Here is a 20076-nt window from a genome sequence, read left to right as displayed (position 1 = left end):
AAAACGCCTTTCGCGGCGCCGGGCGGGGAGTGTCGCAGCCGTGATGATCAGCGCGCCGCCATCGCCCCGCGCAGCACGCCCGCGCCGGGCAGGCGATGCGCCTGTTCGGGCGAGCAGGTTTCCCAGATCCAGGCTTCGGGCGTGGCAAAAAGCGCGCGCAGAAGCTTGTTGGTCAGCGCATGACCGGCGCGATTGCCGACGTAACGCGCCAGAAGCGGCGCCCCGGCCAGCGCCAGATCGCCCATCGCATCCAGCATCTTGTGGCGCACGGCCTCGTCGGAATGGCGCAGCCCGCCGGGCGACAGCACCGCATCGCCATCGACGACGACGGCGTTTTCATAGGTGCCGCCCAAGGCCAGACCATTCGCGCGCATGAAATCCACATCGGCCTGACGGCAGAAGGTGCGGCTGTCCATCAGCTCGCGCACGAAGGCGCCATTGGCCATCTTCAGGCTTTTCGCCTGCTTTCCGATCGCGGCATCGGCAAAGTCGATGGCAAAGTCGATCTCCAGCGTCGCGGCCGGTTCCAACCGCGCGACGGCCTCGCCCTCGCGCACTTCGACCGGGGAGAGCACCCGGATCGCGCGCAGATCGGCGTCCAGACGGCGCAGCCCGACGCGGCGGATCGCCTTCACGAAAGGCGCCGCGGAACCGTCGAGAATCGGCACTTCCGGCCCGTCGATCTCGATCAGCGCATTGCCGATCCCGAGACCGGCCAGCGCCGCCATGATATGCTCGATCGTCGAGACCGAAACGCCATCGGCATTCACGATCAGCGTGCAGAGTTTCGAGGGCGTGACATGATCCCAGGCCGCCGGGATGCGCGGATCGACGCCCGCCACATCGGTGCGGCGAAAGACGATGCCGTGATCGGCGGGCGCGGGATGCGCGATCATCCGCACCGGCTTGCCCGAATGCAGGCCGATTCCGGTGAAGGTGACAGATGCGCCAAGCGTGGTTTGCACGATCGTGCTTGCCTTTCTTTTCCCCTTGCCGACCCTGGCGGGGAGTTCCGAGGATCAGTTAAGAACCGTTGACCAAACACACAACTCACCTTTTGCAACAAACTGAAACAGAAGCGCGGCGGTTGGGCAAAACCCCGCCGAACAGACCTCAAACCATTGACAGGAAAGCAAAAAGGGCCGGAATGCACCGGCCCTTCTGCGACAGTTTGTGATGCGTCAATTCGCCTGACGACGCAGGAAAGCCGGGATTTCGATGCGGTCTTGCTCGGGGTCCTGCTCGTCGTCGTAGGGCTGATGCTGCGGCGCAGCAGGCATGTGACGCTGAGTCGGCGCCGCGGCGGTGGCCTCGGCATGGCCGGTCATCCGGTTGATCAGCGAATTGATGCCGAAGCGCGGTTTTTCCGCACCCCCCTGCGGCGCCGGGGCGCGGGCGGCGCTGCCGACCGGTTGCGCCATCGGGCGGTGATAGCCCGCGGCAGGCGCTTGCGTCCCCGCCGGAACCTTGCTCACCGCGGCCTGCAGCCGGGCCAGCGCCTCGGGCGAGGGCTGACCGGGGGCGCGCGGACGCGGCGCGACGAAGCTGGCCTCGTCGTCCATCATCATCGGCTCGCGCGCGGCCGGGGCGGCGGCGCGGGGCTGATAGGCGGGCGGCGGCAGTTCGTCGCTGAGCGGTTGCGGCGCGGTCTGGGCGACCGGTTGCGGCGCCGGGGCGGCGGCCACCGGGGCCTCGAACAGGGTGCGGTCATAGACCGGTTGCGCGGCGGGTTGCGGCGCCGCCACCGGCTGCGGCGCGGGCTGCGCGGCGACGGGCTGGGGCGCCGGTTGCGCCATTGTCACCGGCTGCGCCGAGGTCACGGCCAGCGCCGGGCGGGCCGGGGCGGGCTCGACATGGGCGGTTTTCAGCGGCTCGGCCATCGAGCGGCGCGGCACCGGGATTTCCTGCGTCACCACGGCGTCGATGCCGGTGGCCACGACCGAAACCCGCATCATCCCCTCCATCGACGGATCGAGCGTCGAGCCGACGATGATGTTGGCATCCGGGTCCACTTCCTCGCGGATGCGGTTCGCGGCCTCGTCCAGTTCGAACAGCGTCAGATCGTAGCCGCCGGTGATGTTGATCAGCACACCCTTGGCGCCACGCAGGCTGATTTCATCGAGCAGCGGGTTCGAGATCGCCTTTTCGGCGGCCTGAACGGCGCGGTCATCGCCCGCGGCCTCGCCCGTACCCATCATCGCCTTGCCCATCTCGTCCATCACCGCGCGGACGTCGGCAAAGTCGAGGTTGATCAGGCCGGGCCGCACCATCAGATCAGTCACACCCTTGACGCCCTGGTAAAGCACGTCATCGGCCAGCGCGAAGGCTTCGGTGAAGGTGGTCTTTTCGTTCGCCAGACGGAACAGGTTCTGGTTCGGAATGATGATCAGCGTATCGACAACCTTTTGCAGGGCTTCGATCCCGGCCTCGGCCTGACGCATGCGCTTGGGCCCTTCGAACTGGAAGGGTTTCGTCACGACGCCCACGGTCAGCACGCCCAGTTCGCGGGCGGCCTGCGCGATGATCGGGGCCGCGCCGGTGCCGGTGCCGCCGCCCATCCCCGCGGTGATGAAACACATATGCGCACCGACCAGATGATCGACGATCGCCTCGATGCTTTCTTCGGCCGCCGCCGCACCGACCGAGGGACGGGCCCCGGCGCCGAGACCCTCGGTCACCTTCACGCCCATCTGGATGCGATCGCGCGAACGCGACTGCTGCAGCGCCTGCGCATCGGTATTGGCCACGACGAACTCGACGCCTTCCAGCGCCTTGTCGATCATGTTGTTGACCGCGTTGCCACCCGCCCCGCCGACACCGAAGACGGTGATCCGCGGCTTGAGGTCTTCGTGCTCTGACATGCTCAGATTCAAGGTCATTGGAGTCCGCCTGTGTTTCCCGCGGCCTTCGTCGGCCGACTGTCCCCGAAATTACCGCCAAGTGTATCCAGCTTTGAGAGGTCCGTCACTCAAAAAACACAAAGAATCCACAAAATGTGGAGGCCAGACTGCCGCATCAAGCGGTATTTCGCGCATGGATCATCATCTGGGGGAAGCGAATCGCCTCTCCCCTCTGGATTGAATCACCAATTGTCCCGAAACCAGCGGATCGCCCGCTTGAACGAGCGTCCGCCCATCCGGTCCAGGGGGATCTCGAAGTCCCACCATTCGTCCTGCGGGCAGGCCGCAAACAGCGCCAGACCGACCATCGCGGCAAAGCCCGGGCCACGCATCGCCTCGGGCATGCCCTGCACCCGCATCGGTCGGCCCAGACGCACGTTCTGGCCCAGGATCTTCGCCGCCAGCATGTCAAGCCCGGGGATCTGGCTCGCCCCCCCTGTCAGCACGATCTGCTTGCTGGGCAGATGATCGAAACCCGCCACATCAAGGCTCGCCCGGACCTCCTCCAGGATTTCCTCGACCCGCGGGCGCATGATGCCGATCAGCTCGGTGCGGCTGATCTGGCGGCGATCCTTTTCCCAGTCGCCGGAATTCGATGACAGCTCGATCATCTCGCGGTCGTCCATGCTGGTCGCATGCACGCCGCCATGAAAGGTCTTGATCCGTTCGGCAAGCGCCATCGGCACCTGCAGCCCGGCGGCGATGTCGCGGGTCACGGTCTCGCCGCCCATCCGCACCGTATTGGCATGGATCATGTGCTTCTTCAGGAAGATCGAGACACCGGTGGCGCCGCCGCCCATGTCGATGCAGGCCGCGCCCAGTTCCTGTTCGTCCTCGACCAGCGCCGAAAGCCCCGCCACATAGGCCGAAGACGCAATCCCCGCCAGTTCCAGATCGCAGCGCCGGATGCAGGTGATGATATTCTGCACCGAGGCGGCATCGACCGTCAGCATATGCATGTCGGTGGCCAGTTTCGCGCCGACATGGCCGCGCGGATCGGACAGCCCCGAGCGGTGATCCAGCGCGAAATTCACCGGATGGGCATGCAGCACCTCGCGGCCCCAGCCGATGTCGGGCATGTCGCAGGCGGCCAGCACCCGCGCCACATCCTGCTCCTCGACATGGCTGCCCGCCACATCGACCTCGCCGGCCAGACCGTAGCTGCGCGGATCGCCACCAGCAAAACAGGCGATGACGTGATCGACGCGGGTGTTCGCCATCTTCTGCGCCGCCTGCACCGCGGTGCGGATCGCCCGTTCGGTTTCCGCCATCGCGTCGATCTCGCCGTAGCGGACACCTTGCGAGGCGATGGTCTTCGCCCCGATCACCCGCATCGCGGATTGCCGGAACAGCGGCGTCACCATGTCATTGGCGGCTTCGGGGGTCTCGAAGCGCAGCACAAGGCAGGACACTTTCGAAGTGCCGATATCCAGCAACGCGATCACCCCACGCGCCATCGCGGTGGTGCGCATCGTCCGCATGGCACGCTGAGTCTTGTGGAACTCGGTCATGGCGAGGCCTCTGCTCTGGGTTGCGCGGCCGTTTGCTGAAACGTCACGAGCGCAGGCGCGCTGAGACGGATCGTCGGCCGGGTTGCATTGCGCAGGTCGAGCCGGGTGAAATCGCGGCTCAGAAGATCTTCGGCGGCATTGAGCGCAAGCGCCCGGTCGATCGCCTGCACCGGGTCTTTTTCGGGCAGCAGAATGCGCCGGTCATTGTCCAGAACGATGTCCCAGCGCCGCTCGCCGATGCGGATCAGCCCGCGCGCCCGCGGCAGGATCGGCTTCGCCGCCGCCAGGATCGCCAGCGCCTCGGGCACGGCGCGGTCCGCCCCCTCGCCCGCAATCAGCGGCAGATCGGGGCGGGCGTCGCGCCGGGTCAGCGAGGCGGTGCGATGCCCGCTTTCATCGAGCATCTGCAGCCCCAGCGCCGTGCGCCACAAGATCACCGGCTCGCGCTCGGTCACCCGCACCGACAGCGTGCCGCCCGGCTGCACCACCAAGGCCACCGTCTTCACCGCATCCAGCCGCAAGATCGCGGCGCGGTAGCCATCCAGATCCAGCGCGAAGCGCGAGGCGGGCAGCCGCACCGGCAACAGCGCATGGACCGCGCCTTCGACCTCGGGCGAGGCACCCTCGATCGACAGGGTCGACAGCTGGAATTCCGGGCGGTTCTCGATCTGGGTGCGCAGATCCTGATAGCGCTCGACCAGATCGGCGCGGCGGTCGGCATCGCCCAGCCAGAGCCCCAGCCCCAGCGTGACGCAAAAGACCGGCACGCCAACGCGGGTGACAAGCCGCACGAAGGGGGTCAGCCAGAGCCGTTCCAGCCGGAAGGCCAGCCGGGTCGGCGCGACGGTGCGGCGCGGGGTCTTTTGCGGCTTCGCCACCGCGGCGGGTTTCGGCGCGCCGAATTTCTGCGGGCCGGATTTTTGCGAGGCGGCCTGTTGCGGATAGCGCGGCTCGGCGATCAACGGTCGCATGAGGCATCCTCCACCATCCAGCGGCACAGATCGGCAAAGGACATCCCCGCCGCCGCCGCCTGTTCGGGCGCGAGCGAGGTCGGCGTCATGCCGGGCTGCGTGTTGGTTTCCAGAAGGATCAGCCCGGCGGCGCCGCGGCTTTCATCCCAGCGAAAATCGGTGCGGCTCACCCCGCGGCACCCCAGCGCCGCATGGGCGCGCAGGGCGTAATCGCGGATCGTTTCGGCAATCTCGGCGGGCAGATCGGCCGGGCAAACATGGCGCGAGCCCCCCGCGGTATATTTCGCCGCGTAGTCATACCAGCCGGTGGTCAGGATCTCGGTCACGCACAGCGCCCGGTCCCCCATCACCGTGCAGGTCAACTCGCGCCCCGGGGCATAGGTTTCCACCATCACCACCTCGGGCATCTCGTCCGAAAGCTGCGGCGGCTGGTTGGCGCCATCAAGCACCAGATAGACCCCGACCGAGGAGCCTTCGTTGTTGGGTTTCACGACATAGGGCGCAGGCAGGACGTGATGCGCCCTCACCTCGGCCTTGCAGGCCAGACGGCTTTCGACCACCGGCAGCGCCGCGGCCTTGTAGGCGGCCTTGGCGCGGGTCTTGTCCATCGCCAGCGCCGAGGCCAGAACGCCCGAATGGGTATAGGGCAGGCGCAGCCATTCCAGGATGCCCTGCACGCAGCCATCCTCGCCCCAGCGGCCATGCAGCGCGTTGAAGACGACATCAGGCTTGAGCGCCCGAAGACGCTCCGCAAGGTCCGCCCCCGCGTCGATTTCAGCTACGTCGTATCCCGCCGCCCGCAGGGCTGTGGCGCATTCGCGCCCGGAGGACAAGGACACCTCGCGCTCGGCCGAGGGTCCGCCCATGAGTACCGCCACGAGGGGGACCGTCCTGCTCGACATGCCCGCCACTTTCGCATTTGCCGGGGTTCTCCCCCGGACTGTTCTGCCGCATCTTGTTATGGATTGCGCGACGACCTCAATATTCGCCCACGCGCATGATTTCCCATTCTAACGAAATTCCCTGCGTCTGCAAAACCTTTTTGCGCACCTCCTCGCCCAAAGTTTCCAGATCGCGCGCCGTCGCCCCCCCCGCATTGATCAGGAAATTCGAGTGCATCGGGCTGATCTGCGCGCCGCCCAGCCTTGCCCCGCGCATCCCCGCGTCGTCGATCACCTTCCAGGCCTTCAACTCCTGGCTGTCATCAGCGCGCCCGGTCGAGGACGCCCCCGAGGGGTTGCGAAAGGTCGATCCGGCCGAACGTTCCCGCGTCGGCTGGCTGGCATCGCGTTTGGCGATCTGCTCCTCCATCCGCGCGGCCAAAGCCGCAGGATCGCCCGGCGCGGCGCGGAAGCTCGCCGAAACGATCACCGCCTGATCGGGCAGGGTGGAGCTGCGATAGGCCAGATGCAGGTCTTTTGCCTCCATTTCAATCACTTCGCCCGAACGCAACACGACCCGGGCAGAGATCAGAGCATCGGCGACATAAGCGCCATAGCAGCCCGCATTCATCCGCACCGCGCCGCCGATCGCGCCCGGGATGGTGCGCAGAAAGGTCAGATCGCGCCCAGCCTCGGCCGCCCTGCGCGCGACATGGGCATCGAGCGCCGCCGCCCCCGCCGTGACGGTGTCGCCCTCGACCGTGATGGCGTTGAAACCGCGACCCAGCCGGATCACCACGGCGCGCAGCCCGCCATCCCGCACGATCAGGTTCGAGCCGACCCCCATCGGAAAGACCGTCACATCGGCGGGCAGCGCCGCCAGAAAGGCGCACAGATCCGCCTCGTCGGCGGGCTGAAACAGCCAGTCGGCCGGGCCGCCGACGCGCAGCCAGGTCAGATCGGCCAGGGGGTAATTCGGCGTCAGCGCGCCGCGCGGGGTGTAGCTCAGCTTGTCCATGACCCTGCCATAGCGAGAGCAACCCAATGGGGCAAGGGGGGGCGCTGCCCCCCTCGGCTGCGCCTCACCCCCCGGGATATTTCGACCAAGGTGAAAGGGAACCCGGGATCTGCTTTCACCTTGGTGCAAATATCCCGGGGGGTGAATTGGCCGAGAGGCCAAGAGGGGGGCAGCGCCCCCCTGCCCCGCTCTCAGTCGCGCCGATGCATCGCGGCGAAAAGCCGCCGCACCGGCCAGCGCAGCACGCTCAGCCCGCCCGCCAGCACCGCAAGCCCCCAGACCGGGCCGTTTTCATAGGTGACCCAGCCCAGGATCGGCACCCCCGCCGCGATCAGCGCCCAGGCGGCGGGCCAGTGAAACCGACGCGGACCAAGCGCGATGAGGGAGGCGATCACCGCCCAGAGACAAGCGGTGGCAAGCGAAAGCGTCATGGCTGTCCTCCGATGGTGCTGGCGTTATCCGAGTTTGGCGGGCAATCCGTTCGCCCAGGTCGAGATCGTCCCCGCCCCCAGACAAACCACGATATCGCCGGGCCGCGCCTGTTCCCTGACGAGCCGGGCCAGGTCTTCGTCGTTCAGAAGCGCGCGGGCGTGGCGGTGGCCGTGGCGGATCAGACCCGAGACCAGATCATCGCGCGACGCACCCGGGATCGGTTCTTCGCCCGCCGCATAGACATCGGCGATGGCGACGACATCGGCCTCGTTGAAACAGGTGCAGAAATCATCGAACAGGTTCTGCAGCCGGGTGTAGCGGTGCGGCTGATGCGCCGCGATCACCCGCGCGCCGGGCGTGGCGGAAACCGCCTGCCGCGCCGCTTTCAGAACGGCCGCGATTTCAACCGGATGGTGGCCGTAATCGTCGATCACGGTGACGCCGCCCAGCACCTCGCCCACCTTGGTGAAGCGCCGGTTCACGCCCGCGAAATTCGCCAGCGCCTCGCGGATCTCGTCTTTCTTCATGCCCAGATGGCGGGCGACGGCGACGGCGGCGAGCGCGTTCGAGACGTTGTGATTGCCCGGCATCGGCAGGGTGCAGCCCTCGATCACCGCGCCTTCGGCCTGCAGCTGGATGTCAAAGCAGTTGCGGCCATTTTCAAAGCGCAGGTTCACCGCCCGCACATCGGCCTGGGCGTTGAAGCCGAAAGTCACGACGCGGCGGTCAGTGATCTTGCCCACCAGCGCCTGCACCTCGGGGTGGTCGGTGCAGCACACGGCCAGACCGTAGAACGGGATGCCGGAGACGAAATCGTAAAAGCCCCGGCGCAGATTTTCGATCGTGCCCCAGTGTTCCATGTGCTCGGGGTCGATATTGGTCACGATGGCGATCGTCGCGGGCAGCCGGTTGAAGGAGCCGTCGCTTTCATCCGCCTCGACCACCATCCATTCGCCCGCCCCCGCCCGCGCGTTCGAGCCGTAGGCATGGATGATGCCGCCGTTGATCACGGTCGGATCAAAGCCGCCCTTGTCGAGCAACGTCGCCACCATCGTCGTCGTGGTGGTTTTCCCATGCGTGCCCGCCACGGCGATGTTCGAGCGCAGCCGCATCAGTTCGGCCAGCATCTCGGCGCGGCGCACGACGGGCAGATGCCGACGGCGGGCTTCTTCAAGCTCGGGGTTGCCCGACTTGATCGCCGAGGAAATCACCACCACGGCCGCCTCGCCGATGTTCGACGCGCGCTGACCTTCGAAAAAGGTCGCGCCCAGCTCCACCAGCCGGTCGGTGATCTTGCTGGCCTTCGCATCCGAGCCCTGCACCGAAAAGCCCTGCGTCATCAGCACTTCGGCAATGCCCGACATGCCGATGCCGCCGATGCCGATAAAATGGATGGGGCCCAGCTCTCCGGGCAATTTGGTCGCGTTCATGGGCGGGGTCCTGCAAGCTTTTCGACGATGGTCACGAGCCGCGCCGTGGCATCGGGGATGCCTTCGGCCAGCGCTGCCCGCGCCATTTGCACCGCGCCTTCGGGATTGTCCAGAACAAGCGCGATCTGGCTGGAGAGCGTGGCGACCGAGGCGGCGGTCTCAGGGATCAGGATGGCGGCGCCCGCATCGGTCAGGCCGCGGGCATTGGCGGTCTGGTGATCGCCCGTGGCGGCGGCATAGGGCACAAGGATCGCGGGCCGCCCGATCACCGAAATGTCGGCGACGGATGAGGCCCCCGAACGCGAGATCACCAGCTGGCATTCCGCCAGACGGCGGGGGACATCGGCGAAGAAGGGCGCGATCTCGGCGTCGATCCCCGCGCGTTCATAGGCTTCGGTGACGCGGGCGGCATCTTCGGGGCGGGCCTGATGGGCGATGCGCAGATGGCGGCGCAGGGGCTCGGGCAGCGCGGCAAAGGCGGCGGGGACAAGGTCCGAGAGGATCCGCGCCCCCTGCGAGCCGCCGATCACCAGAACCGACATCGGATAATCGCCCGGCGGAATATAGGGGGCACCGGCGCGTTCGACGACGGCGGCGCGGACCGGGTTGCCGGTATGGGTGCCCTGCACGCCGGGCGGCAGATCGGTGGGCCAAGTGCCGCAGGCAAAGGCCTGGACGCGGCGGGCAAAGACGCGGTTGACCTTGCCCATCACGCCGTTTTGTTCGTGGATCGCGCGCGGCACGCCCAGAAGCAGCGCCGAGGCGAGCGCGGGGATCGTCGGATAGCCGCCAAAGCCGATCACCACGGCGGGCCGGTCGCGCAGATTGCGCGCGATCGCGCTGAGCATGCCGCCCGCAAGCCGGAACGGCACGGCGAGTTTCGCCAAGACGCCGCCACGGGCAAAGGTGGCCGAGGCCACCTGTTCCACCGGCACCTGCGCCGGAAAGGCGCCCGCGTAACGGGCGCCGCGGGCATCGGTCGAAAGCTTCACCCGCCAGCCGCGGCGGACCATCGCCTCGGCCAAGGCCTGGGCCGGGAACATATGCCCCCCGGTCCCCCCGGCAGCGATCAGAAGCAGAGGCGGTTTTGCGTGATCCATGTCACCCTCCCTCAGGCGGCGGGACGATTGCCGAGAATCCGGGCGATCTCGTTTTGCGGCCGGGTGCGGGTGAGCGCGAGCAGGAAGCCAAGCGCGATACCGCTGGCGATCACCGAGGAGCCGCCATAGCTGACAAAGGGCAGCGTCATGCCCTTGGCGGGCAAAAGCCGCACCGCAACCCCCATGTTGATCAACGCCTGCACGCCGAAGGCGAAGGCAAGGCCCGTGCCCGCGATCCGCGCGAAGGGGTCGCGTTCGGCCATCATCCGGATGAGCGAGCGCAGCACGACGACGGCATAAAGCGCGATGATGCCCAGAACCAGAACAAGGCCGTATTCCTCGGCCGCGACGGCGACGATGAAATCGGTATGTGCGTCGGGCAGCGACCATTTCACCGAGCCCTCGCCGACGCCGACGCCGAAGAAGCCGCCCTCCTGGATCGCGTTGGTGGCATAGCCGATCTGGGTGCGCGGATCGACCTCGGCCGAGAGGAACCCGTTGATCCGGCGCGCGACGTGTTCGGACATGTTATAGGCCAGAAAGCCGCCCGCCGCGGAGAGCCCGCCCGCCGCGACCAGCGGCAGGATCGGCGCCCCGGAGACGAAATACATCACCATCCAGGAGAAGAGGATCAGCGAGGCCTGGCCGAAATCGGGCTGCAGCGCCAGCGTGACGACGATCAGCGCGGTGAGGATGAAGGAATATAGCCGCCCGGGCGGGCCCGCCACTTCCAGCGCGGCGGCCATGAACCAGGCCGAGACGATGACGAAGCCGGGCTTGAGGAATTCCGAAGGCTGCAGCGAGGCGAAGCCAAGCGAGATCCAGCGCACCGCCCCCTTGCCGAAATCGGTGCCGATGACGGGCAGCGCCATCAGGGTAAGAAAGGCCATCGCGAAGCCCACGACGCCGATGCGGCGGACCTGCTGCGGGCTCATCATCGACAGCGCGATCATCACGGCAAGCCCGACGCCGCCGAACAGCGCCTGGCGCTTGACGTAATAGAAGGGTTCAAGCCCGTTCTTTTCGGCCAGCGGCACCGAGGCCGCAAGACCCAGAAGCATGCCGACACCAAAGAGCGCGAAGACCGCGGTCAGCGCCCATTTGTCGATCGTGCGCCACCAGCGTGGAAGCACGGGATCCGTCGCCCGCAAGGGGACGGTGCCGAAAACCATTTCCGTCATCGCGAAAGCCGCTCGTTTGCCTGGATCTGCCGAAACGCCCGATTGCCGGGTCTTGGCGCCGACTCTAGCCCAAGTTGCCCCTTCTGACCAGAGCTTTTGCCGGGCCGGAGGGGCGGGGGCTTTCGCCCCGGCAGGGCCGGGGCGACCCGCGGGGGCTCCGCCCCCGCACCCCCCGGGCGTATTTGCGCCAAGGAAAACCGGGGCGGCGGAAACGGGGTTGCGCGGGGGCGCGGGCGTGCCATGGTAGCGCCATCACAAAACGGGAGTCGGGCGATGAAGGTCGGAATCGTGGGCGCGGGCATGGTCGGCTCGGCGGCGGGATTTGCCATTGCGATGCGCGGCGGCGCGTCCGAGGTGGTGTTTGTCGATCGCAATGCGGCGCTTGCGCAGGCGCAGGCCGAGGATATCGGCCATGCCGTGCCCTTTGCGCATCCGGTGAAGCTGGGCGCGGGCGATTACGAGGTGCTGGCGGGGGCGGGCATCGTGATTCTGGCGGCAGGCGTGGCGCAAAAGCCGGGCGAGAGCCGATTGAGCCTTTTGTCCCGCAATGCCGAAGTGTTTTCCGAGGTCATCGCGAAGGTGCGCGCGCAGGCGCCCGGGGCTTTGCTGATCGTCGCCTCGAACCCCGTCGACATCATGACCGAGGTGGCGCAGCGGGCCTCTGGCCTGCCGGCCGAGCGGGTGATCGGCACCGGCACACTGCTTGATTCGGCGCGGTTTCGCGCGCTTCTGGCCGGGCATCTGGGGGTGGCCGCGCATTCGGTGCATGGCTTCGTTCTGGGCGAGCATGGCGACAGCGAGGTGCTGGCCTGGTCCAGCGCCCGCGTCGGCGCCGAGCCTTTGGACCGGATTGCATCGCAGCTGGGCGTGGCGATCACCGAAGAGGTGCGGGCAAGGATCGACGCAGGCGTGCGGCAGGCCGCTTATCGGATCATCGCGGGCAAGGGCGCGACCTGGTATGGCATCGGCGCGGGGCTGGCGCGGCTGGTGCAGGCGATCCGCGACGATCAGCGCGCGGTGATGTCGGTCTCGATCCGCTCGCCCGAGGTGGCGGGAATTGCCGATGTGGCGCTGTCTTTGCCGCGGGTGATCGGCGCGGCCGGGGTGGTCTCGACGCTGATCCCCTCGCTTGACGCGGGTGAATGGGCGGCGCTGCACCGTTCGGCCCAGGTGCTGAAGGAAAGCGCCGAGGGGCTGTGGTAGCCCCTAGCGCGGATGAAAGACAAAGGAGCGCATCGAGATCGAGCCGAGATCAATGGTGTCGGTGAGGAAGGTCAGATCGTCCCCCGCATCCGAGGCGCCCGCGATGGTCAGCGTCGGCAGGTAGTGATCGAGGCTGGGATGGGCCTGCTGCAGCAGCGGCCCCAGCCCGGCGCGGTCGGCAAGGGCAGCGAAATCGCGACCTTGCAGGCGATCAGTGAAGAGCGCATCGAAGTCCTGTGCGAAATCAAGGGGTTTCGCGTCATCACCCCATGTCACCGCGCGCAGGTTGTGCACCACATTGCCCGAGCCGAGGATCAGCACGCCGCGGTTGCGCAGCTCGGAGAGCGTCCGGCCGATCTCCAGCTGATGGGCCAGATCGCGGCCCATGTCGACCGAGACCTGAAACACCGGCACATCGGCCTCGGGGTAAAGGTATTTCAGCACCGTCCAGGCGCCGTGATCCAGCCCCCAACTGTCATCGCCCTCGGCGCGGTGGCTGGCCAGAAGCGAGACCACCTCGCGCGCCAGCGCCGGAGCGCCCGGGGCCGGATAGCGCTGATCGAAAAGCGCCTGCGGGAAGCCGTAGAAATCATGGATCGTGCGCGGCAGCGCCGAGACATCGACGAGCGTCGTGCCCCGCGTCATCCAATGCGCCGAGACGACAAGGATCGCCTTTGGCCGCGGCAGGCTGCGGCCAAGCGCGGTCCAGGCGCGGCTGTTGGCCGTATCCTCGATCGCGTTCATCGGGCTGCCGTGGCCCAGAAAGACGAGCGGCATCCGGTCCGAGGGCGCGAAACGGTCCCGCAGGGCCGAGAGGGTTTGAACGGGGGGCATGGCTTTCTCCTTGGCGGACCGCCCGCGGGTTGGCGCCGCGGGCGGTGAGAGGCGGTCAGGCGAAGATGCCAAGGCGGCGTTCCAGCCCCGGCAGGCGCAGCGCAAAGGCCCCGGCCCCCCAGCAGCGCGATCACCAGCTGGATGATCGCCCAGAAGAGCGGGAATTCCCAGCCGCCGCCCGTGCCCGAGAAGAGCCAGCCATTGCCCGCATGCACCCAGGTCGCGCCCAGAAGCACCGGGATCAGCGCCAGCGCCACCGCCCGGGTCGCGACGCCGAGGATCAGCGCCAGCCCGCCGCCAAGTTCGGCGGCGATCGTCAGATAGGCGAAGACGCCCGGCAGGCCGAAGGCTTTCGAAATAGCCCACCGTGCCCGGAATGGTGAAGACGGTCAGCTTGAGCAGCCCATGGGCCAGAAAGGTCACACCCGAGGTGAGGCGCAACAGCGTGGCGGCGTAATCGGCGGCGGGGGTCGTGGTCATCTGGAAAACTCCTGTTCGGGGCCGCCCGACGCGGCCTTGCTGCAGCCGGAATACGCCTTGCGCATCCTCCACAAAATAGCGAACATCCGGAATGACTATCCTTGATCTGTTCCAAATGGGGGCCGGATGGACATCACCGAGGAATTGCGCGCCTTTGTCGCCACGGCGCAGACCGGGTCTTTCACCGCCGCGGCCGACCAGCTGGGGGTGTCGAACCGGCTGACCTCGAAATATGTGGCGGAGCTGGAGGCGCGGCTGGGTGTGCGGCTCTTGCAGCGCACCACAAGGCGCGTCGGGCTGACGCCGGCGGGCGAGGATCTGCTGGCCCGGGCCCCGGCGCTGCTCGATGATCTCGATGATCTTCTGGCCGGGGTGGCCGAGGGCTCGCGCGGGCTTTCGGGGCTGATCCGCCTTTCGGCGCCGGTGACTTTGGGCGAGATCTATCTGGGCGGGATGCTCGCACGCTTTGCCGCCGCCCATCCGGGGCTGAGCTTCGATCTGCGGCTGAGCGACAGTTTTGCCGATCTGGCGCGCGAGGGGATCGACCTGGCCTTTCGCATCGGCCGGTCCGAGATGCTGTCGCTGAAGGCGCGGCGGCTGGGCGAAAGCCGGTCGATCACGGTGGCCAGCCCCGCCTATCTGGCCGCCCATGGCACGCCCGAGCGGCCCGAGGATCTGGCGCAGCACGGCTGCATCGTCGATACCAACCGGCAAAACCCGCGCCGCTGGCTGTTTCACGCCGGAACGGCCGAACATGTCGTGACCGTGCAGGGCCGCTTTCACGTCAATTCGGCGCGGGCGGCCTCGGAACTGGCGGTGGCGGGTCTGGGCATCGCCCATGCGCCCTATTTCGCGCTGAGCGCGGCGCTGGCCAACGGGGCGCTGGTGCCGATCCTGACCGGCTTTGCCAGCGCGCCCAGCCCGGTCAGCGCCGTCTATCTGGAAGGCCGGGTGCTGCCGCGCAAGGTGCGGGCGCTGATCGACTTCGCCGCCGAGGACATCCGACAGGCGGGCGTGCTGCATGCCCCGGGCTGATCAGCCCAAAGTGCCGCCCGCGGTTTCGACAAAGCGGATCAGCTGCGGCAGGCAATGGCTTTCCAGATCGTATTTCGCCACCACCGAGGCCCGGGCGCGTTCGCGCATCTCCTGATAGGCTTCGGGACGGGCCAGCGCATCGGTCAGCGCCGCCGACCAGCCCTTGATGTCGAAGAAATCGACCAGCCGCCCGTTCACGCCATCGGAAATCACCTCGCGCAGGGGCGCGGTATCCGACCCCACCACCATCGCCCCCACCGACATCGCCTCCATCAAGGACCAGCTGAGCACGAAAGGATAGGTCAGATAGGCATGAACCCGGCCGATCTGCATGATCGACACGAAATCGGCATAGGGCACCCGCCCCAGAAAATGCACCCGGCCCAGATCCAGCCGATCCTTGACCTCATCCAGAAACTTCTGCTTCCACGACCCCTCGGGCGGGGCGGCGCCATAGCTTTGCCCCTCTTCGCCGATGATCAGCACCTGCGCCGCGGGCCGCGCCGCCAGCACCTCGGGCAGGGCGCGCATGAAGCTGTGATAGCCGCGATAGGGTTCAAGCGAGCGGTTGATGAAGGTCACCACCTCGTCGCCCGGGCGCAGGGTCAGGCTGGTGCCCGGCACGGTATAGCTGGCCGCGGGGTTGGGCGTCAGCCGCGCCGTGTTCACCCCGTCATGGCAGATGGTGATCTTGGCGCGCAATTCGGGCGGAAAGGTCGAGGCCTGAAATTCCGTGGGCGAGAGCGCCGCATCGGCCTGCACGATCGACTGGATCAGATGCGCCGAGCGTGCGGTGGTGGAAATCCGGCTTTCCAGACCGGGCTTGGCGAATTCCGGGTCGAAATCGGTATCCAGCCCGGTGGTCTTGTACATCAGCTCGGCATAGACGAGCAGCTTCGCCTCGGGCCAGACCTCGCGCAGGAAAAGCGTCTCGCCCCAGCCCGGATGGCCGAAGATCACGTCGGGCACATAGCCGTGCTGGTCGCGCAACTGCCGCGCCGCAAAGGCCGCGCGCATGCCCCGCTCGCAGACATCGGCATACATTTTCGTCAACCGCGGCTCCAGTTTCACCTCGGCGGGCTTGCGGTATTTCACCACTTTCACCGGCGAGGGGCGGTTGTTCGTTTCGGCGGTCAGCGCCAGAACCTCATGGCCGCGGGCCGCCAGCGCGGGGGCCAGATGGGGGAATTGTCCGGGGAAATTCTGATGGACGAAAAGGATTTTCATGCGGGTTTTCCCAAAGCCGCGGCGATCAGCGCGCGGGTATAATCGGTAACGGGGCGTTCGAAAATCTGTGCGGCGGGTCCGGCTTCGACGATATCGCCCGCCTTCATCACCATGATCTTGTGGGCCATCGCCCGCACCACGCGCAGATCGTGGCTGATGAACAGATAGGCGAGCCCGTAGCGGCGCTGCAGATCGCGCAAGAGATCGACGATCTGCACCTGCACCGTCATGTCCAGCGCCGAGGTGGGCTCATCCAGCACCACCACCCGCGGGCGCAGGATCATCGCCCGGGCAATCGCGATGCGCTGGCGCTGCCCGCCGGAAAATTCATGCGGATAGCGCGCCATCGCCGCCGGATCGAGCCCGACTTCGGCCATGATCTCGGCCACCATCTCGCGCCGGTTGCGGCCTGGTTCGACCCCATGCACGGTCAGCCCCTCGGCGATGATCTGTTCGATCGTCATGCGCGGCGACAGGCTGCCGAACGGGTCCTGAAACACGATCTGCATGTCGCGGCGCAGCGGACGCAGCTGTTTCGATTGCCAGCGCGAAATCTCCTGCCCGGCAAAGGTGATCGGGCCCTCGCTTTCAATGAGCCGCATCAGGGCAAGCGCCAGCGTCGTCTTGCCCGAACCGGATTCCCCCACGATGCCAAGGGTTTCCCCCGCCCGCACCGACAGGCTTGCGTCGTTCACCGCCTTCACATGGCCGACGGTGCGGCGCAAGAGCCCGCGCTTGATCGGAAACCAGACCTTCAGCCCCTCGGCCTGCAGCAGCGGTTCGGCCTGCTCGGGCACCGGCTCGGCCCGGCCCACAGGTTCGGCCGCCAGCAGCTTCTTCGTATAGGGGTGCTGCGGATTGGCGAAAATCGCTTCGGTCGGGCCCTGTTCGACGATCTCGCCCTGGCTCATCACGCAGACCTTGTCGGCGATGCGGCGCACGACGCCCAGATCGTGGCTGATGAACAGAAGGCTCATGCCCAGATCGCGTTTCAGTTCCGCCAGAAGCTCCAGGATCTGCGCCTGAATCGTCACATCCAGCGCGGTGGTGGGCTCATCCGCCACCAGGAGCTCCGGCCCGTTCGCCAGCGCCATCGCGATCATCACCCGCTGCCGCTGCCCGCCCGAAAGCTGATGCGGCAGGTCGGCCAGACGGCTTTCGGGGGCCGCAATGCCCACCCGGGTCAGCAATTCGACAATCCGCGCCCGCGCCGGGGCGCCGGTCAGCCCCTGATGCAGCGCCAGACTTTCGCCGATCTGTTTTTCGATCGAATGCAAAGGGTTGAGCGAGGTCATCGGCTCTTGAAAGATGAAGCTGATGTCATTGCCGCGCACGTCGCGCAGGGTGGGCTCATCGGCGCCCACCATCTCGCGGCCCAGATATTTGACCGAGCCCTGAACCCGCGCATTGCCCCCCAGCAGCGCCACCGTGGACAGCGCCGTGACCGACTTGCCCGAACCGGATTCGCCCACCAGCGCCACCGTTTCGCCCTTGGCCACGGTGAAGCTGACGCCCTTGACGGCGGGGATCTCTCGGCCCTCCTGACGGAAGCTCACGCGCAGATTTTCGACGGACAGAACGGCAGTCATTTGAACACCTTGCGCGGGTCAAAGGCGTCGCGCAGGCCCTCGAACACGAAGACCAGCAGCGAGAGCATGGTGGCGAAGGTGACAAAGGCGGTGAAAGCAAGCCAGGGCGCCTGCAGATGCTGTTTCGCCTGCAGCGCCAGTTCCCCAAGCGAGGGCGCGGACGATGGCAGCCCGTAGCCAAGGTAATCCAGCGTGGCGAGGCCCGAGATCGCCCCGGTGATGACGAAAGGCAGCATGGTGATGGTGGCGACCATCGCATTCGGCAGGATGTGGCGGACCATGATGACGCGATCAGAAACCCCCAAGGCCCGGGCGGCGCGGACATATTCGAAATTGCGCGCGCGCAGGAACTCGGCCCGGACAACGCCGGTCAGGGCGGGCCAGCCGAACAGGATCGTGACGCCGACGAGCAGCCAGAAGCTGCGGCCAAGGATCGCAAACAGGATGATGATGACGTAAAGCGACGGGGTGGAGGACCAGATTTCCAGAAGCCGCTGGAAGATCAGATCGACCTTGCCGCCGAAGTAGCCCTGCACCGCCCCCGCCGCGATGCCCAGAACCGAGGAGACCGAGGCGACGATCAGCGCGAAGGCGACCGAGATGCGGAAGCCATAGATCACCCGCGCCGCCACGTCGCGGGCGGTGTCGTCGGTGCCCAGCCAGTGGTTCCGGTCGGGGGCCGAGGGCGCGGTGCCGACATCGTTGATGGTGCGGTAGTGATAGGGAATGACCGGCCAGATCATCCAGCCCTTTTCAATGGCTTCGCCCGCGACGGTGCCGGTGGTCTCGGCTTCCTTGCGCGTCTCCTCGGGGGTATCCCAGCATTCTTGCCGCCCGCCGGTGACGATCAGGCATTGCACGGCGGGGTCGGTGTAGATCGCTTCGGTGCGGAAATCGCCGCCAAAGGCGGTTTCGGGGTAGAACTGATAGACCGGAAAGAAGAATTCGCCGCGGTAGCGCACCATGATCGGGTGATCATTGGCGATCAGTTCCGCAAAAAGCGACAGGATGAACAGCGTCGAAAAGACGATCAGCGACCAGAAGGCGCGGCGATTGGCGCGGAAGTTGCGAAGCCGACGCTGGGCAAGGGGCGACAAAGCCATCAACCGGCCCTCCGCTCGAAGTCGATGCGCGGATCGACAAGGGTATAGGTGATGTCCGAGACGATGCCGATCACCAGCGAAATCAGCCCGAAGGCATAAAGCGATCCGAAAACAACGGGATAGTCGCGCTCGACCGCGGCCTGATAGCCCAGAAGGCCCAGCCCGTCGAGCGAGAACATCGTCTCGATGATCAGCGAGCCGGAGAAGAGGACCGACAGGAAGAGGCCGGGAAACCCGGCGATGACGATCAGCATGGCGTTGCGGAAGACATGGCCGTAAAGCACGCGGGATTCGGTCAGCCCCTTGGCGCGGGCGGTCATCACATATTGCTTGTTGATCTCGTCGAGGAAGGAGTTCTTCGTCAAAAGCGTCAGCGTGACGAAGCTGGAAAGCGTGATCGCAATGGTGGGCAGGCAGATGTGCCAGAGGTAATCGAGCACCTTCCCCCCCATCGAAAGCGTGTCGAAATCATCGGAGGTCAGCCCGCGCAGGGGGAAGATCTTCCAGTAGCTGCCGCCCGCGAAGAGCACCATCAGCAGAACGGAAAACACAAGCGTCGGAATGGCATAGGCGACGATGATCGCGGCCGAGGTCCAGGTGTCGAAGCTGGTGCCGTCCTTCACCGCCTTGCGGATGCCCAGCGGGATCGAGATCAGATAGGCCAGAAGCGTGGACCACAGGCCCAGCGAGATCGAGACCGGCAGTTTTTCGATCACCAGATCGACCACCGACTTGTTCTTGAAGAAACTTTCGCCGAAATCGAAGACGAGGTAATCGCCCATCATCTTGAAAAAGCGCTCATGCGCCGGGATCTTTTCGCGCGTGCAGGCCGGGTCTTTCAAGTTCGGCTCCCCGGTGAAACCCTCGGCGCAGGTGATGCGCGAAAAGCCCATCTGCACTTCAAGCTGCGCCAGCAGGTCGGGGGAAATCCCCCGCGCGCCCTGATAGCCCATGTCCTCGGCCGATTGGCCCTGCCCCGCGTCGGCGCCGCCGGTCAGGTTGCGCGTCGCATCGGACTCGCCCTGCACCCGGGCGATGATGCTTTCGATCGGCCCGCCCGGCACGAATTGCGTCAGCGCGAAATTGATCAGCATGATGCCGAACAGCGTCGGCAAAACCAGCATCAACCGCCGCAGGATATAGGCGCCCATCGTTCCCTTGCCTTGCACTTTTGCAACATT

At 66.6% G+C, this 20076-nt stretch carries 18 protein-coding genes and 1 pseudogene; 2 read left to right on the top strand and 17 right to left on the bottom strand.

Annotated features, from left to right (window positions below):
- Nucleotides 1-47: 47 nt before the first annotated feature.
- The 10 genes from lpxC to ACTTAG_RS05450 all read right to left on the bottom strand — a co-directional run bounded on the left by lpxC (nucleotide 48) and on the right by ACTTAG_RS05450 (nucleotide 11424).
- Nucleotides 48-965 carry a UDP-3-O-acyl-N-acetylglucosamine deacetylase gene (lpxC, locus tag ACTTAG_RS05495; RefSeq protein WP_444464527.1) on the bottom strand — a complete coding sequence of 306 codons (918 nt, stop codon included), beginning with the start codon at nucleotides 963-965 and terminating at the stop codon, nucleotides 48-50.
- A 216-nt stretch (nucleotides 966-1181) separates the two neighbouring features.
- Nucleotides 1182-2879: a cell division protein FtsZ gene (gene ftsZ, locus ACTTAG_RS05490; protein WP_444464526.1), complete on the bottom strand. Its 1698-nt coding sequence runs from the start codon at nucleotides 2877-2879 to the stop codon at nucleotides 1182-1184.
- Nucleotides 2880-3082: 203 nt separating this feature from the next.
- Nucleotides 3083-4411, bottom strand: a complete 1329-nt coding sequence (ftsA, locus tag ACTTAG_RS05485) for a cell division protein FtsA (RefSeq protein WP_444464525.1) — start codon at nucleotides 4409-4411, stop codon at nucleotides 3083-3085.
- Nucleotides 4408-5382 (bottom strand): cell division protein FtsQ/DivIB, encoded by a 975-nt coding sequence (locus tag ACTTAG_RS05480; RefSeq protein WP_444464524.1) that lies wholly within the window; start codon nucleotides 5380-5382, stop codon nucleotides 4408-4410. The genes ftsA and ACTTAG_RS05480 overlap by 4 nt, the downstream gene beginning before the upstream one ends.
- Nucleotides 5370-6248: a D-alanine--D-alanine ligase gene (locus ACTTAG_RS05475; protein ID WP_444464523.1), complete on the bottom strand. Its 879-nt coding sequence runs from the start codon at nucleotides 6246-6248 to the stop codon at nucleotides 5370-5372. Before ACTTAG_RS05475 ends, ACTTAG_RS05480 begins: the two co-directional genes overlap by 13 nt.
- A 112-nt stretch (nucleotides 6249-6360) precedes the next feature.
- Nucleotides 6361-7281, bottom strand: coding sequence for a UDP-N-acetylmuramate dehydrogenase (gene murB, locus ACTTAG_RS05470; protein ID WP_444464522.1), 921 nt, complete (start codon nucleotides 7279-7281; stop codon nucleotides 6361-6363).
- A 191-nt stretch (nucleotides 7282-7472) separates the two neighbouring features.
- A complete protein-coding gene (locus ACTTAG_RS05465) occupies nucleotides 7473-7712 on the bottom strand; it encodes a DUF2484 family protein (protein WP_444464521.1) in 240 nt (79 codons plus the stop codon).
- Nucleotides 7713-7736: 24 nt separating this feature from the next.
- Complete coding sequence (murC, locus tag ACTTAG_RS05460; RefSeq protein ID WP_444464520.1) at nucleotides 7737-9143, bottom strand: UDP-N-acetylmuramate--L-alanine ligase; 1407 nt, start codon at nucleotides 9141-9143, stop codon at nucleotides 7737-7739.
- Nucleotides 9140-10243: a UDP-N-acetylglucosamine--N-acetylmuramyl-(pentapeptide) pyrophosphoryl-undecaprenol N-acetylglucosamine transferase gene (locus ACTTAG_RS05455; RefSeq protein WP_444464519.1), complete on the bottom strand. Its 1104-nt coding sequence runs from the start codon at nucleotides 10241-10243 to the stop codon at nucleotides 9140-9142. The genes murC and ACTTAG_RS05455 overlap by 4 nt, the downstream gene beginning before the upstream one ends.
- Nucleotides 10244-10254: 11 nt before the next feature.
- The gene (locus ACTTAG_RS05450; RefSeq protein ID WP_444464518.1) at nucleotides 10255-11424 is read right to left on the bottom strand and encodes a peptidoglycan glycosyltransferase FtsW; all 1170 of its coding nucleotides are present in this window, start codon (nucleotides 11422-11424) and stop codon (nucleotides 10255-10257) included.
- A gap of 273 nt (nucleotides 11425-11697) precedes the next feature.
- Here ACTTAG_RS05450 and ACTTAG_RS05445 point away from each other — a divergent pair, with 273 nt between their 5' ends.
- Nucleotides 11698-12627, top strand: coding sequence for an L-lactate dehydrogenase (locus ACTTAG_RS05445; RefSeq protein ID WP_444464517.1), 930 nt, complete (start codon nucleotides 11698-11700; stop codon nucleotides 12625-12627).
- Nucleotides 12628-12630: 3 nt separating this feature from the next.
- Here ACTTAG_RS05445 and ygiD read toward each other — a convergent pair whose 3' ends face one another.
- The 3 genes and pseudogenes from ygiD to ACTTAG_RS05430 form a co-directional block, all read right to left on the bottom strand.
- Complete coding sequence (gene ygiD, locus ACTTAG_RS05440) at nucleotides 12631-13461, bottom strand: 4,5-DOPA dioxygenase extradiol (RefSeq protein WP_444465202.1); 831 nt, start codon at nucleotides 13459-13461, stop codon at nucleotides 12631-12633.
- Complete coding sequence (locus tag ACTTAG_RS05435; RefSeq protein WP_444465201.1) at nucleotides 13368-13751, bottom strand: DoxX family protein; 384 nt, start codon at nucleotides 13749-13751, stop codon at nucleotides 13368-13370. The genes ygiD and ACTTAG_RS05435 overlap by 94 nt, the downstream gene beginning before the upstream one ends.
- A gap of 106 nt (nucleotides 13752-13857) precedes the next feature.
- Nucleotides 13858-13941, bottom strand: a pseudogene (locus ACTTAG_RS05430) (hypothetical protein); the annotation flags it as partial.
- A 126-nt stretch (nucleotides 13942-14067) separates the two neighbouring features.
- On the opposite strand from ACTTAG_RS05430, the gene ACTTAG_RS05425 reads away from it, so the two are divergent.
- Nucleotides 14068-14976, top strand: a complete 909-nt coding sequence (locus ACTTAG_RS05425; protein WP_444464516.1) for a LysR substrate-binding domain-containing protein — start codon at nucleotides 14068-14070, stop codon at nucleotides 14974-14976.
- On the opposite strand, the gene ACTTAG_RS05420 is transcribed toward ACTTAG_RS05425, so the two are convergent.
- From ACTTAG_RS05420 to ACTTAG_RS05405, 4 genes are read right to left on the bottom strand one after another with little or no spacing between them, the layout of a single operon-like run.
- Complete coding sequence (locus ACTTAG_RS05420) at nucleotides 14977-16203, bottom strand: glycosyltransferase (RefSeq protein WP_444464515.1); 1227 nt, start codon at nucleotides 16201-16203, stop codon at nucleotides 14977-14979.
- On the bottom strand, nucleotides 16200-17792 hold the full coding sequence (locus ACTTAG_RS05415; RefSeq protein ID WP_444464514.1) for an ABC transporter ATP-binding protein: 1593 nt from the start codon (nucleotides 17790-17792) through the stop codon (nucleotides 16200-16202). Before ACTTAG_RS05415 ends, ACTTAG_RS05420 begins: the two co-directional genes overlap by 4 nt.
- On the bottom strand, nucleotides 17789-18895 hold the full coding sequence (locus ACTTAG_RS05410) for an ABC transporter permease (RefSeq protein WP_444464513.1): 1107 nt from the start codon (nucleotides 18893-18895) through the stop codon (nucleotides 17789-17791). Before ACTTAG_RS05410 ends, ACTTAG_RS05415 begins: the two co-directional genes overlap by 4 nt.
- Entirely contained in the window at nucleotides 18895-20046 is a 1152-nt protein-coding gene (locus ACTTAG_RS05405; protein ID WP_444464512.1) for a microcin C ABC transporter permease YejB, read from the bottom strand. Before ACTTAG_RS05405 ends, ACTTAG_RS05410 begins: the two co-directional genes overlap by 1 nt.
- Nucleotides 20047-20076: the final 30 nt, after the last annotated feature.

The sequence above is a fragment of the Rhodobacter capsulatus genome (assembly GCF_052363185.1).
Taxonomy (GTDB): Bacteria; Pseudomonadota; Alphaproteobacteria; order Rhodobacterales; family Rhodobacteraceae; genus Rhodobacter; species Rhodobacter capsulatus_E.
Note: the sequence above shows the minus strand (reverse complement) of the source record. Positions and strands in the feature narration are given on the sequence as shown.